This is a genomic window from Streptomyces sp. TLI_053, from assembly GCF_900105395.1.
GTDB lineage: Bacteria > Actinomycetota > Actinomycetes > Streptomycetales > Streptomycetaceae > Kitasatospora.
In genome coordinates this window covers 2,759,008-2,773,080 of the sequence record NZ_LT629775.1, presented here as the reverse complement: position 1 = coordinate 2,773,080, position 14,073 = coordinate 2,759,008, and the positions used below count along the sequence as shown (strand labels likewise).

The window sequence follows — 14,073 nt, the reverse complement described above, 5'->3', positions numbered from 1 at the left end:
GTTCGGGCCCGTCGGCCCCGGGTGCCGCCGACCGGCCGCTCCGGCCGCTCCGGCCGGTCAGGCCGGTCAGGCCGCAGCGGCGTCCGGCGGGAAGGCGACCGGGTAGGGCTCGGCGAAGTCGGCCGAGCGGGCGACCTCGCGCCACGCGGTGTCCTCGGCGAGGAGCCGGCGGTCCTGGGCGAGGGAGTACTCGACCGCGTTGACCCCGAGCGGCAGGTGGTCCGGGACGTCGTGGCGGTCGGCCATCCGGACCAGGATCCCGGCCGCGCGGACCGGGTCGCCCGCGGCGCCGTCGCCGCCCTGCCGCAGCCGGGCATTGACGGCGCCGACCGTCTCCTCGTAGGCGGCCGGGACGTCGTGGACGGTCATCGAGGAGCCGGCCCAGTCGGTGCGGAACCCGCTGGGTTCGACCACCAGGACCTTCACCCCGAACGGCGCGGTCTCGGCGCGCAGGACGCGGCTGAACCCGTCGATGGCGAACTTGGCGGCCTGGTAGGAGGCGATGCCGGGGGACCCGCCGACCCGTCCGCCGACGGAGGAGAACTGGATCACCAGCCCGCTCCGCTGCTCCCGGAGCAGCGGGACCGCGGCCTTGGTGACGTGGTAGACGCCCCAGAAGTTGGTCTCGAACTGGGCGCGGAAGTCGGCGTCCTCGGTGGTCTCGATCGGCGAGACGTTGGCGTAGCCGGCGTTGTTGACCAGCACGTCGATCCGGCCGAAGCGGGTGCGGGCCTCGGCGAGCGCCGCCCGGGCCGCCGCCGGGTCGGTGACGTCGAGGGCGATCGGGCGGACCCGGTCCTCGCCGAACTCCTCGACGAGGTCGGCGAGCTGTTCGGGGCGGCGGGCGGTGGCGGCCACCCGGTGGCCGGCCTCCAGGGCCGCGCGGGTGAGGGTGCGGCCGAAGCCGCGGGAGCTGCCGGTGATGAACCAGACCTTGCTGTCCTTGCTGTCCATGCCGTTAGTAAAACACCGTTGCGCTAATAGTGCAACGGCGTTGCGCTACGATGGGCGGGTGACTGCACCGGAGTTCCAGCGCGCCCGCTCTCCCGAGGCCAAGCGGCAGCGCGAGGCCGCGATCCTGGAGGCGGCCCGCGCCCTCGGTCGCGAGCGCGGCATCAGGGAGGTCTCGCTGACGGACATCGCCGCCGCGGTGGGGATGCACAAGTCCGCGCTGCTGCGCTACTTCGAGACGCGCGAGGAGATCTTCCTGCGCCTGACGGCGGAGGGCTGGGACGAGTGGTCCCGCGCGCTGTCCGCCCGCCTGCGCGACGCCACCGACCCGGGCCCGGCCGCGGTGGCGCGGGCCTTCGCCGCCACCCTCGCCGCCCGCGGGCCGTTCTGCGACCTGCTCGCGCACGCCCCGCTCAACCTCGAGCGCAATGTCTCCCTCGACGCCGTCCGCGACTTCAAGCTCGCCACCCTCGCCGCCCGGGGGCCGATCACCGCGGCCGTCCGCGAGCTGCTGCCGGCCCTGGACGAGCAGGACGTCACCGACCTCGTCGCCACCGCCGTCTCGCTCGCCGGCGCGCTCTGGCAGATCGCCAACCCCGGCCCCGAGGTCGCCGCCCTCTACCGCGGCGACCCCCGTCTCGCCCACGCCGTCGTCGAGGTCGAACCCCGCCTGGCCCGCATCCTGACCGCGACCGTCACGGGCCTGGTCGCGGCGGCGGACGAACCGGCAGGCTGACCGGGCGGCCGTTCCGGCGGCCAGGGCCGTGACGGCGCCCGGGGCCGGGGCGGGATCGGGTCCGGGCCGGGGGCGGGTCCGGGCCGGGGGCGGCAGGACGACGGCAGGGTCCCGGCCCGGACGGTCGACTCACCGGAACGGGTGACGGTGCTGGGGCGTCCACCGGGGCGGCGGATCCGGGGCGGTGACGGTGTGTATAGGTGGCAGCCGGAGAACCGCGACGGAAGGACCGCCCCCATGGCTCAGTCACACGCCAGCCCCGCGCAGAGCGCCGACGAGGTCGTCGAGCGGATGCGGGCGATCGGGGCGCGGCTGGACCCGGCGGACGGGATCGCCTGCTTCAACCGGATGCACCTGAGGGTGGCGGCGCTGGTGGAGCGGCGGATCGCGGCCGGTGAGGTCCGGGACCCGGCGTTCGTCGAGCGGCTCGGGGTCCTGCTCGCCAACCAGTACTTCGACGTGCTGGACGCCGCGGAGGCGGACCGGCCGGTCGGGGACGCCTGGCAGCCGCTGGTGGACGCCCGGCACGACCGGAGGGTGTGGCCGGTGCAGTTCGCGTTCGCCGGGACCAACGCCCACCTCTGCCACGACCTGCCGCTCGCCGTCGTCGAGACCTGCATCGAACGCCGCACCACCCCCGACACCCCGCCGGTGCAGGAGGACTACGCCGTGGTCGGCGAGCTGCTGGTGCGGGCCGAGGCGGAGGAGCGGGCCGGGTTCGAGCAGCGGATCGCCGGGGTCACCGCCGGGGCGGCCGAGCCGCTGCGCCACCTGGTGGGGGCGTTCTCGACCGCCCGGGCCAGGGAGGCCGCGTGGGCCGCCACCCTGTCGCTCTGGCACCAGCGCAACATCCGGCCGCTGTTCGACGCGACCCTCGCCGCCGTCACGGCGGGCACCGCGCTGGCCGGGCGGATGCTGGTCACCCCGGTCCCGGTGGCGGCACCGGAGCCGGTGCCGGGGCCGGCCGCGAGCCCGGTGGCGGACGCGGCCGAGGGTCCGGCCGGGCAGGGCTGACGGGAAGGGTCGAGGCCGGTCCGGCCGACGGGCCCGGTCGGCGGATCCCGGCGGGCGGTCGGTGCGGGCCCGGGGTGGAGTGGTGGGAGACCCGACCCCGGTGGGCGCCCCGACCCGCCGAAGGACCCGCCGAAGGACCTGGAGAGGCCGCCGATGTCCCCCTCGCCCGCCCGGTACGACGACCTGACCGCCATGGTGATCAACTGCACGCTCAAGCGCTCGCCCGAGCGCAGCCACACCCAGGGGCTGATCGACGTCAGCACCGGAATCCTGGAGCGCCGTGGCGTGCGGGTGGACGTGGTCCGCGCGGTCGACCACGACCTCGCCACCGGGGTCTGGCCGGACATGACCGAGCACGGCTGGGAGACCGACGACTGGCCGGTGCTCTACAGCCGGGTGATGGCCGCCGACATCCTGGTGCTGGCCGGGCCGATCTGGCTCGGCGACAACTCCTCGGTGATGAAGCAGGTGATCGAGCGGCTGTACTCCTGCTCGTCGATCCTGAACGAGCACGGCCAGTACGCCTACTACGGCCGGGTCGGCGGCTGCCTGATCACCGGGAACGAGGACGGCGCCAAGCACTGCGCGATGAACGTGCTCTACAGCCTCCAGCACCTCGGGTACGTGATCCCGCCGCAGGCCGACGCGGGGTGGGTGGGCGAGGCCGGGCCGGGGCCGTCGTACCTGGACGCGGGGTCGGGCGGGCCGGAGAACGACTTCACCAACCGCAACGCCACCTTCATGACCTGGAACCTGCTCCACCTGGCCCGGATGATCAAGGACGCGGGCGGGATCCCGGCCCACGGCAACCAGCGTTCCGAGTGGGACGCGGGCTGCCGCTTCGACTTCGAGAACCCCGAGCACCGCTGACCGTGACCGGGCGGTCACCTGCCAGGAACGCAACGGCTCCCGGGCGTACGCTGATCTCATCGACCCCGTCAGTACCTCCGCGTGCAGGATCAGGGGGTGGGAACCGTGCCGGAACCCCACGGCGGACACACTCCGCCGCCGCCCGCCGCGCCCACTGTCGTCAGCTCCCGTGCCGGTGAGAAGGGCCTGAAGACCGGCGCCCTCGGCCTGGTCTCCTCGGTCGCCATCGGCATCGCCAGCACCGCCCCGGCCTACAGCCTGGCCGCGACGCTCGGCATCATCGTGGTCGGGGTCGGTCTGCAGGCGCCGATCATCACCGTCCTGGCCTTCATCCCGATGCTGCTGATCGCGTACGCCTACAAGGAGCTCAACGCCTCCGACCCGGACTGCGGCACCACGTTCACCTGGGGAGCGCGGGCCTTCGGGCCGCGCACGGGGTGGATGGGCGGCTGGGGCATCGTGATCGCGGACATCATCGTGATGGCGAACCTCGCCCAGATCGCCGGCGTCTACGGCTTCCGGCTGTTCGGCTTCGACGGGCTGGCCGAGAGCACCGCCTGGACCACGGTGGCCGGCGTGGTCTGGATCATCGTGATGACGGCGATCTGCTACGTGGGCATCGAGATCTCGGCCGCCCTGCAGCGCTGGCTGCTGTGCATCGAGGTCGTGATGCTGGTGCTGCTCTCGGTCACGGCCCTGGTCAAGGTGTACGGGGACCACCCGCCGGACACGGCGGTCCACATCAGCGGATCGTGGTTCAACCCGTTCGAGGTGTCCTCCACGACGGCCTTCACCGCGGGCATCCTGGCCGCCGTCTTCATCTACTGGGGCTGGGACACCGCCGTGTCCGTGAACGAGGAGACCGAGGACGCGGCGCGCACCCCGGGGCGGGCCGCCGTCATCTCCACCGTCCTGCTGCTGCTCATCTACGCCCTGGTCTCCACCTCGGCGCAGGCCTTCGCGGGCATCGGGACGGAGGGCATCGGACTGGGAAACGAGGACAACGCCGGGGACGTGCTGTCCTCGCTCGGCGGCGCGGTGTTCGGCAGTGCGGGCCTCGGCTGGTTCCTGACCAAGCTCCTGATCTTCATGGTGCTGACCTCCTCCGCGGCCTCGACCCAGACCACCATCCTGCCGACCGCCAGGACCACCTTCTCGATGGCCGCGCACCGGGCCGTCCCGCGCCAGTTCGCCCGGGTGCACCCGCGCCACCGCACCCCGACCTGGTCCACGGTCGCGATGGGCCTGGCCTCGATCGCGTTCTACGTGCTGCTCACCGCGATCAGCGGGAACGTGCTCGCCGACTCGATCGCCTCGGTCGGCCTGGCCATCGCCTTCTACTACGGCCTGACCGGCTTCGCCTGCGTCTGGTACTACCGCAGGGTGCTCACCCGGAGTGTGCGGGACTTCGTCTTCAAGGGCCTGATGCCGCTGCTCGGCGGCCTGCTGCTGCTGTACTTCTTCTGCTACGGGGCCTTCGACGTCTACGCCGACCCGGACTACGGCTCCACCTCGATCGACCTGCCGCTGTTCGGGGAGACCGGCGGGGTGACCGTGATCGGCATCGGGGCGCTGCTGCTCGGCGTGGTGCTGATGCTGGTCCAGTGGGCGGTCGACGGCTCCTGGTTCCGGCACCCGGACGTGCCGGTGGAGGCGGCGGACCCGGCCGACGCCCCGCGGGGCTGAGGCCCCGGGCGGTCCCGGTCCCGGTCCCGGTCCCGGGGCACTCGGCGGGGCCGGTCCGAACCGATCATCGGATGCGCCGTTTCAAACGCAACACACGTGAACGTTCACCCTTTCGAGTGCACAGGATCATGCGAAGCGGCTCAGATCGTTCCGCCCCGCCTACGGTTGGCAACAAGCGAGACGGGGCCCACCGGATGTGGAGATCCCCTTCTTCGGACGAGGCGACGGCCCGTCATGACGTGTCCCCCTTCACAGAGGAAGGTTCTCCCATGCCCGTGGCCACGAGCAGCGAGACACCGCAGACGTCGCACCACCCGCACCCCGGCCGCAGGGCGGCGGTGCGGTCATGAGCGGTACGGCGCTGGAGCAGATCCTCCGCGGGCCGAGCGGAATCGGTACTGCAGGGCTGAGGTTGACGCCACGTCAGCTTCCCCCCGAAGGGGCGGCCGAGGCCGGGGCGGCACCCGACGCGGCGGGCGCGGCCGACGAAACCGGCGCGGGACAGGCCGGTCCGAGGAGCGGGGACCCGATCCCGGGGCTGTACTTCCACCCGGTGGGCGAGCCGGACGCGGAGCGGGTCGCCGAGGTGAGCCGGCGGATCAAGCTGTGGGCCGAGGAGGAGGTCCAGCTCTACCCGCCGGACTACGCCGAGGAGTTCGACGGCTTCTCGGTCAGCCGCTACATGGTCGGCTGCCACCCCGACGCGCCCAGCGTCGACCATGTCATGATCGCCACCCGGCTGATGGTCGCCGAGAACGCCGTCGACGACTACTACTGCGAGGACCACGGCGGTTCCCCGGTCGGCCTCGGCAGCCGGCTGCTGCTCGCCCACACCGCGCTCGACCCGCTGCACACCACCGCCGAGTACCAGGGCGCCTGGGCGGAGTCCCTGGCGGCCGACGCGCCCCGGCGCGCCTACCGCTCGGCGATGGACCACTTCGACCGCGGTGCCACCGCCGCCCAGTCGGACCGGTTCCGGCACGACATGGCGCGGCTGCACCTCGGCTACCTCGCCGAGGGCGCCTGGGCCCAGGAGGACCACGTGCCGGAGGTGTGGGAGTACCTGGCGATGCGCCAGTTCAACAACTTCCGCCCCTGCCCGACCATCACGGACACCGTCGGCGGTTACGAGCTGCCCGCCGACCTGCACGCCCGCCCCGCCATGCAACGGGTCATCGCGCTCGCCTCGAACGCCACCACCATCGTGAACGACCTGTACTCGTACACCAAGGAGCTGTCGAGTCCGGGCACCCACCTGAACCTGCCGGTGGTGATCTCCGAGCGCGAGGGGGTCAGCGACCGCGACGGCTACCTCAAGGCCGTCGAGGTGCACAACGAACTCATGCACGCCTTCGAGGCGGAGGCGGCCGCACTCGCCGCCACCTGCCCCGTCCCGGTGGTGGTGCGCTTCCTGCGCGGAGTCGCCGCGTGGGTCGACGGCAACCACAACTGGCATCAGACCAACACTTTCCGTTACAGCCTGCCCGACTTCTGGTAACCAAGGAGCTGAACCGTGTCCGTCACCGACACCACCCCCGTGAACCGCACCGCCGTCCCTGGTCCGGCCACCCCGTACCAGGGCGACATCGCCCGTTACTGGGACCACGAGGCCCGGCCGGTGAACCTCCGCCTCGGCGACGTCGACGGCCTCTACCACCACCACTACGGCATCGGCGCGGTCGACCACGCCGCGCTGGGCTCGCCGGACGACAGCGAGCGGGAGAAGAAGCTCGTCGCCGAGCTGCACCGGTTGGAGTCCGCCCAGACCGACGTACTGCTGGACAACCTCGGCGACATCCGCCCCGAGCACACCCTGGTCGACGCGGGCTGCGGCCGCGGCGGCTCGATGGTGATGGCCCACCAGCGCTTCGGCTGCAAGGTCGAGGGCGTCACGCTGTCCGCCAAGCAGGCCGAGTTCGGCAACCGGCGGGCCAAGGAGCTCGGCATCGACGGCTCGGTGCACGCCCAGGTCCGCAACATGCTGGACATGCCGTTCGCGTCCGGCAGCGTGCGGGCGTCCTGGAACAACGAGTCCAGCATGTACGTCGACCTGGAGGACCTGCTCGGCGAGCACTCCCGGATCCTGTCGGCCGGCGGCCGTTACGTCACCATCACCGGCTGCTGGAACCCGACCTACGGCCAGCCCTCGAAGTGGGTCTCCCAGATCAACGCCCACTTCGAGTGCAACATCCACTCCCGCCGCGAGTACTTCAAGGCGATGGCCGACAACCGCCTGGTGCCGAACGCGGTCATCGACCTCACCGCGGCCACCCTCCCGTACTGGGAGCTGCGCGCCACCGTGCCGTCGCTGGTGACCGGCATCGAGGAGGCGTTCATCAACTCCTACAAGGACGGCTCCTTCCAGTACCTGCTGATCGCCGCCGACCGGGTCTGACCCCGCGTCGCCGCACGGCGAGGACCCGGCCCGGCCGCACGGCGGCGGGCCGGGTCCCGTGCGTCCGGGGTCGTTCGGGGTCGTTCGGGCGAGCCCCGGGGAGCGACCGGGGTCGTTCGGCATCGTTCGGGGTCGTTCGGGGGAGTCCCTGAGAGCGCCCGGGGAACGTCCTGGCGCGTTCGGGAACAGGGCTGGTCGACGGGACGTCGGAGGCGCGTGATATGCAGTGCATCCGGGTGGCCACTGCGAGGCCATACGAACGAATCCGCCGACCGTCCCGGTCGACGAGGTCTCAGGGGGCCGCACCATGTCCTTTTTCCGACGCCGATCAGCCGATGACGCCCCGCCGGGGCCGGCCGGCCGTCGGAGCCGCGGCCTCGGGCGGAAGGCGCCGCGCGGCCTCACCCCGGTGCTCGACCTCTCGCACGGCGACGAGGAACTGCGCCGGCTGCGCGCCCTCGCCGACGCCGGCGACTGGAACGCGGTCGGCTCCGTTCTCACCGAGATCGAGGACGCCGCCGAACTGACCTGGCTGCTCCACCGGCTCTCCTCCGTCGAGGGCACCGAACGCTGGCTGGCCGCCGCCGTCGCCGAGCACCCCGAGGACACCCTGCTGCTGCTGTTCTCCGGCGCCCGGCACATCGCCTGGGGCTGGGAGGCCCGCACCGGTCAGCGCGCCCAGCAGGTCACCGAGGAGCAGTGGCGGCTCTTCCACGAGCGGCTCGGCACCGCCGAGGAACAGCTGCTCGAGGTGGCCGAGCGCGAACCGTCCTGGCTCGCCCCCTGGTTCTTCCTGCAGATCGGCGCCCGCGGTGCCTCGCTCGGCCGCGGCATCGCCACCGCGCGCTTCGACGCCGCGCTGCGCCGCGACCCGGAGCACCTCGCCTCCCACCAGCAGCGGTTGCAGCAGCTCTGCGCCAAGTGGGGCGGATCGCACGAGGAGATGCACGCCTTCGCCCGCCGGGCGATGCTCGACGCCCCCGAGGGCAGCCCGCTCGGCGAGATCGTCGCCCTCGCGCACCTGGAGCACTGGCTCGACCTTCCCGGGGGCGAGGACCACGCCTACCTGACCGGCCCGGCCGTCCGGGCCGCGCTGCGCGAGGCGGCACTGCGCTCCGTGCTGCACCCCGCCTACCGGCGCCGACGCGACTGGCGGGCCACCCACAACGTCTTCGCGATGGTCCTCTCGCTCGCCGACGAGCGCGAACTCGCCCACGCGGTGTTCGCCACCCTCGACGACGTCGTCACCGACTGGCCCTGGTACTACCTGGGCGGCGACGAGGCCGAGAACTTCCGCACCCACCGCGACCGCTGCGCACCCTAGGGGTCCGGCCTCCGGTCCCGGCCTCCCGGTCCCGCGGCGCCCGGTCCCCGCGACCCGGCCGCGGCTGCCGCCGGGAGCCGTCGTGCCGCCCCTCCCCATGCCCGAACCGCCCTTGCGATCGAAAGAGCCACCGGTGTCCCCATCCGAGAACCCGACGAGCGCGCACACCTTCCAGGTCGACCTGCGCGGCCTGGTCGACCTGCTCTCCCACCACCTCTACTCCAGCCCCCGCGTCTATCTGCGCGAACTCCTGCAGAACGCGGTCGACGCCATCTCCGCCCGGCAGGCCCTCGACCCGTCGGCGCCCGCCGCGATCACCGTCCGCACCGACCACGGGCTGACCGTCACGGACACCGGCATCGGCCTGACCGAGCAGGACGTCCACACCTTCCTCGCCACCATCGGCCGCAGCTCCAAGCGCGACGCCGACGGCCGCCTCGACGGTGACGGACTCGCCCGCGCCCGGGGCGACTTCATCGGCCAGTTCGGCATCGGCCTGCTGGCCTGCTTCGTCGTCGCCGACGAGATCACCGTCGTCACCCGCTCCGCCGCCACCCCCGACGCCCCCGTCATCGAGTGGCGCGGCGGTTCGGACGGCCGCTACACCATCCGCACCCTGCCGGCCGAGGCCAAGCCCGAGCCGGGCACCACCGTCCGGCTCGCCCCGCGCGCCGACGCCGCCGAGTGGACCCGCACCGACCGGGTGGTCTCGCTGGCCCGCGACTTCGGCAGCCTGCTGCGCCACGAGGTCACCGTGGTCGACGGCCGGGGCGGGACCACCAGGATCAACCACACCCCGCCGTGGGCCGAGCGGCACGGCTCCCCGCTGGCCCGCCGCGAGGCGCTGGCCGCGTACTGCCGCTCGACCTTCGACTTCACCCCGCTCGACACCATCGAGCTGGACCTGCCGCTGGTCGGCCTGCGCGGTGTCGCCTATGTGCTGCCCGACGCCGTCCCGCCGTCCCGCCGGGCCGGCCACCGGGTCCACCTCAAGGGCATGCTGCTCTCCGACCACGCCGACGAACTCCTGCCCGACTGGGCGTTCTTCGTCCGGTGCGTGGTCGACACCGACGGCCTGCGGCCGACCGCCTCCCGCGAGGGCCTGTACGCCGACGAGATGCTCGCCGCCGTCCGCGACGCGCTCGGGGCCCGGATCCGCGACTGGCTCACCGGCCTGTCCGCCAGCGACCCGGCGCTGCTGCACCGCTTCATCTCGGTGCACCACCTGGCCGTCAAGGAACTCGCGCGCTACGACGACGAGTTGCTGCGGATGCTGCTGCCCTGGCTGCCGTTCGAGACCACCGACGGCAATGTCACCCTGGACGAGTTCGCCCGCACCCACCCGGTCGTCCTGGTCACCCGTACCGTCGAGGAGTTCCGCCAGGTCGCCCCGATCGCCGGCGCCGCCGGGCTCGGTGTCGTCAACGGCGGCTACACCTACGACCGCGACCTCGTCCACCGGCTGCCCGAGATCCGGCCCGGCACCTCCGTCGCCGACCTCGATCCCAGCACCGTCACCGCGCACCTGGACACCGTCGACCCGGCCGCCGAACTCGCCGCCTCGGCCTTCCTCGCCGTGGCCCGCGAGGTGGTCGGCCGGTTCGACTGCGACGTCGCCCTGCGCAGCTTCCACCCGACCAGCGCGCCCGCGCTGCTGCTCGACAACCGGGAGGCCAGGCACGAGCGAGGTCGCGCCCAACTCGCCGAGGAAGCCGACGGGTTGTGGGCCGACATCCTCGGCTCGCTGCGCGCCGAGGTGCCCCGGGCGCAGCTGGTCCTCAACCACCTCAACCCGCTGGTGCGCCGGGCCGCCTCGATCGTGGACCGCGAACTCGCCGTCACCGCCGTCGAGACGCTCTACGGGCAGGCCGTGCTGCTCACCCGCCGACCGCTCACCTCCAGCGAGAGCGCCCTGCTCAACCGCTCGTTCATCAGCCTGCTGGACCACGCGATGCTCGGCCACGAGGCCGCCGCCCGGTCCGGCGGGAGCGGCGGGAGTGGTGGGAGCGGCGGGGGCGCGCTGGGCCCGCAGGACCCGCACGGCCGGCAGGAGGAGGCGTGATGCTGGACACCATCGACGCGGTGATGGCCGCGCTGCGCGACAACGACGCCCGCCCCTACGGCCGGCAGCGGACCGTCACGGCCGAGGAACTCGTCGACGCCGCCTGCCAGTTCGACGACACCGCGGTGCGCGCCATGGCCCTGCTGGAACTCATGGAGGCCTACGAGTACGACGGCGAGCGGACCAAGGCCCCGGTCGTCTTCGCCCGCGTCCTCAAGCTCTGGGACACCGACCCGGACAGCTTCGGCGAGTGGGCGACGCAGCAGGTGTTCTGGCGCTTCAAGTGGGTCGCCACCTCGCTGCTCGGCACCCCCGACGTACCGCTCGCCTCGGTCCGTCGCTGGCACGGCGAGATGCGCGACCGCTACCGCGCCGCCGGCCACGGCCTCCAGCCCTACTACGCCCAGCGCTTCCACCTCGCCGCCCACATCGGCGAGGACGTCCAGGACGCCTACGAGCTGTGGGCGGCCCGGCCGCGCACCGAGCTGAGCGACTGCCACGCCTGCGAGGTCCGCGCCGCGGCCACCCACCTGGTGCGCCAGGGCGACGACGCGGCCGCGCTGGAGGCCTGGCGGCCGGTGCTCAGCGGTGAGAGCACCTGCGCCGAGGAGCCCCACGTCAGCCACGCCCAGGCGCTGCTTCCGCTGCTGCGCCAGGGCCGGCTGGACGAGGCCCGCTCCAGCCACCTGGTCGGCTACCGCTTCGCGCGCGGCAAGAGCGGTCTGGTCCGCTCGGTCGGCCAGCACATCGAGTTCTGCGCGTTGTCCGGCAACGAGCCGCGCGGGCTGGAGATCCTGGCCGAGAACCGCGACCTGTTCGGCGTCACCGGCGATCCGAGCGGCCGGCTGGACTTCCTCACCGGCGTCGAGGTGCTGATCGCCGGCCTGGAGCGGGCCGGGCACGGCGCGCTCACCGTCAGCGGTCCGCCCGGCCGTAGCTGGACGGTCGACACCCTGCTCGCCCATCTGCGCACCGAGGCCGACGCGCTGGCCGCCCGTTTCGACGCCCGCAACGGCACCGGGGCGGTGGGCTCCCGCCGCCGCGACCGGCTCGCCCGTCGGCCGCTGCTCGCCGAGCCGCTGGCGCTCGGCGTGCGGGCCCCGGCCGCGCCGGAACTGGCCGCCGTCCCGATGGTGCCGGCGGTGCCGGTCCGGGAGGTGGAGCCGGAGCCGGAGGACTTCGCCGCACTGGTGCTCCGCGCCCGGGAGCTGCAACTTCTCGGGCACCCCGACGCGGACCGGCTATGGCGGCGGATCGACGAGCGGTTCACCGCCGAGGGCGAGGCCGCGGTCACGGGCGCGGCCGACGCGGACCGCCTGGGTACGGTCGGCCGGCTGCGCGCCGACCTCGCCGAGTGGCGGGCGCACGCGGCGCTCGACCGGGAGGACTGGGAGGAGGGCGCCGCCGAACTGCGGGGCGCCGGTGACCTCTTCGAGCGCGAGGGGCTGGCCGGGCGGGCCCTGGCGGCCCGGACCCGGGCCCTGGTCGCCGTCCTCGTCGGGGGCGGTTCCGGGGCCAGCTCCGGGAACGAGGCCGCCAACGAGGCCGGGGGTGACTCCGGGAACGAGGCCGAGGGTGCCGGCGCCTCGGGGCCCGCCCCGGCCGTGGACTGGGCGGCCCTGGACGCCGCACTGGCCCGGGCCGAGGAGCTGGCCGCCGCGCCCGGCGGCCCCGCCCTCAGCGACGACGACTACCTGGTCGTCCTCCAGTGCCGCGCCTACGCCGCGCACCACGAACTCGTCCTGGCGCTGCCCGAGCCGCCCGAGGAGCCGCCCGCCGAGCAGGCCGGGCGGTTCGCCCTCACCGTCACCGCCTACCGCGAGGCGGCCGCCGCCCGGGGCTCCGTGCGTCGGCTGACGGTGGCCCGCCAGTACGCCGCCGACGTCGCCGCCCGGCAGGGCCGGATCGTCGAGGCGGCCGAGGAACTGCGCACCGTCATAGCCGAGTTGGAGCAGGCCGGGCAGCCCTGGCACACGCCCCGCGCATACGGCCTGCTGGGGCAGGCGCTGCTGCAGAACGGCGAACAGGCCGAGGCCGTCGAGGTGCTCCACCGGGCCCTGGCCGCAGCCGCCCGCTGGGCCGACGAGTCCTACCCGTTCGCCGCCACCTATCTGATGGCGGGACACGCCAGCGCCCATCTCGGGGACACCGGTGCCGCGATCCGGGCGCTCTCCGAGGCCGCCGGACGCTTCGACCGCAAGGGCCCGGCGGCCGCGGGTGACGCCGCCAGGACCAGGCTGCAGCTCGCCGACCTGCTGACCGCCGCTGACCGGACCGCCGACGCGGTGGCCGTCCTGGAGTCGGTGCTGGCCGACGCGGCCGCCGCCGGACCGGACGACCGGCTGTTCGCCCAGGCCAGGCTGGACCTGGCGCGCGGTCTGTACACGCTGGACGAGTACCGGGACTCCGCCGAGGAGTACCTGCGGCTGGCCGCTCTGCTGGAAGGCTGGACCGAGGACCTGCACCTGCGCACCATGGTCGCCGCGGAGGCGGCCGTCGCCCTCGCCCTCGCCGACCGCTGGGAGGCCGCGCACGCCGCGAGGTCCCGGGCGCTCGCCGCACAGGAGCAGTGGCCGCAGACCGGTCCCGTCTCCGCGATGCTGCGGCAGTTCGCCCGGCTCGTCGTGCAGCGGGAGGGGGCGGACGGGCTGGAGCAGGCACTGGCCCGGCTGGCCGAGGCGGACGCCGTGCGCGAGCGGGCCGAGCGGGCGGAGCCCGAGGCGGACGCCTGGTACCTGCGGGCGTCCGTCCACTACGAGCGGGCCCGCGCCCTGGCGGTGGCGGACCGCTACGAGGAGGCGCTGACCGAGGCGGACCGCGCGATCACCGCCTACGAGGCGGGCGGCGAGCGGGCCGAGACCCCGCGCGCCGAGGCGGTCCGGCTGGCCGCGCTGATCGAGGGCACCGACCTCGGTCGGCGCACGGCGGCCCGGGCGCGGCTCGCGGCCGCCGTCGAGCGCTGCCGCGGGTACGGGCTGGAGGACGCCGCCGAGATCCTGGCGGACCTGCGCGAGCGGCTGGCGGACTGACGGGCC

The 14,073-nt window shown here is 73.9% G+C and carries 9 protein-coding genes and 1 pseudogene; 9 read left to right on the top strand and 1 reads right to left on the bottom strand.

The window, feature by feature from the left end; all coding sequences use genetic code 11:
* Nucleotides 1–66: 66 nt before the first annotated feature.
* Nucleotides 67–954 (bottom strand): SDR family NAD(P)-dependent oxidoreductase, encoded by an 888-nt coding sequence (locus BLU95_RS11025; RefSeq protein ID WP_093859863.1) that lies wholly within the window; start codon nt 952–954, stop codon nt 67–69.
* 58 nt (nt 955–1,012) lie between these two features.
* On the opposite strand from BLU95_RS11025, the gene BLU95_RS11020 reads away from it, so the two are divergent.
* The 9 genes and pseudogenes from BLU95_RS11020 (at nt 1,013) to BLU95_RS10980 (ending at nt 14,067) form a co-directional block, all read left to right on the top strand.
* On the top strand, nt 1,013–1,687 hold the full coding sequence (locus BLU95_RS11020) for a TetR/AcrR family transcriptional regulator (RefSeq protein ID WP_197698746.1): 675 nt from the start codon (nt 1,013–1,015) through the stop codon (nt 1,685–1,687).
* Nucleotides 1,688–1,924: 237 nt separating this feature from the next.
* A complete protein-coding gene (locus BLU95_RS11015; RefSeq protein ID WP_093859861.1) occupies nt 1,925–2,701 on the top strand; it encodes a DUF5995 family protein in 777 nt (258 codons plus the stop codon).
* Between the two features lie 153 nt (nt 2,702–2,854).
* Nucleotides 2,855–3,571 (top strand): flavodoxin family protein, encoded by a 717-nt coding sequence (locus BLU95_RS11010; protein WP_093859860.1) that lies wholly within the window; start codon nt 2,855–2,857, stop codon nt 3,569–3,571.
* Nucleotides 3,572–3,676: 105 nt separating this feature from the next.
* Entirely contained in the window at nt 3,677–5,257 is a 1,581-nt protein-coding gene (locus BLU95_RS11005; RefSeq protein ID WP_093864791.1) for an APC family permease, read from the top strand.
* Nucleotides 5,258–5,555: 298 nt separating this feature from the next.
* Nucleotides 5,556–6,755, top strand: a pseudogene (locus BLU95_RS11000) (family 2 encapsulin nanocompartment cargo protein terpene cyclase); the annotation flags it as partial.
* 15 nt (nt 6,756–6,770) lie between these two features.
* Nucleotides 6,771–7,652: a geranyl diphosphate 2-C-methyltransferase gene (locus tag BLU95_RS10995; protein ID WP_093859859.1), complete on the top strand. Its 882-nt coding sequence runs from the start codon at nt 6,771–6,773 to the stop codon at nt 7,650–7,652.
* A 307-nt stretch (nt 7,653–7,959) separates the two neighbouring features.
* On the top strand, nt 7,960–8,976 hold the full coding sequence (locus BLU95_RS10990; protein WP_159424855.1) for a hypothetical protein: 1,017 nt from the start codon (nt 7,960–7,962) through the stop codon (nt 8,974–8,976).
* A gap of 97 nt (nt 8,977–9,073) precedes the next feature.
* Nucleotides 9,074–11,038 (top strand): HSP90 family protein, encoded by a 1,965-nt coding sequence (locus tag BLU95_RS10985; RefSeq protein ID WP_093859857.1) that lies wholly within the window; start codon nt 9,074–9,076, stop codon nt 11,036–11,038.
* The gene (locus tag BLU95_RS10980) at nt 11,038–14,067 is read left to right on the top strand and encodes an ATP-binding protein (protein ID WP_093859856.1); all 3,030 of its coding nucleotides are present in this window, start codon (nt 11,038–11,040) and stop codon (nt 14,065–14,067) included. Before BLU95_RS10985 ends, BLU95_RS10980 begins: the two co-directional genes overlap by 1 nt.
* The last annotated feature ends 6 nt before the right edge of the window (nt 14,068–14,073 follow it).

Excerpts from the sequence above, each read along its gene's own strand:
- BLU95_RS11025 (WP_093859863.1), bottom strand. The coding sequence starts at position 954 with ATGGACAGCAAGGACAGCAAGGTCTGGTTCATCACCGGCAGCTCCCGC.
- BLU95_RS11015 (WP_093859861.1), top strand. The coding sequence starts at position 1,925 with ATGGCTCAGTCACACGCCAGCCCCGCGCAGAGCGCCGACGAGGTCGTC.
- BLU95_RS11010 (WP_093859860.1), top strand. The coding sequence starts at position 2,855 with ATGTCCCCCTCGCCCGCCCGGTACGACGACCTGACCGCCATGGTGATC.
- BLU95_RS10990 (WP_159424855.1), top strand. The coding sequence starts at position 7,960 with ATGTCCTTTTTCCGACGCCGATCAGCCGATGACGCCCCGCCGGGGCCG.
- BLU95_RS10985 (WP_093859857.1), top strand. The coding sequence starts at position 9,074 with ATGCCCGAACCGCCCTTGCGATCGAAAGAGCCACCGGTGTCCCCATCC.
- BLU95_RS10980 (WP_093859856.1), top strand. The coding sequence starts at position 11,038 with ATGCTGGACACCATCGACGCGGTGATGGCCGCGCTGCGCGACAACGAC.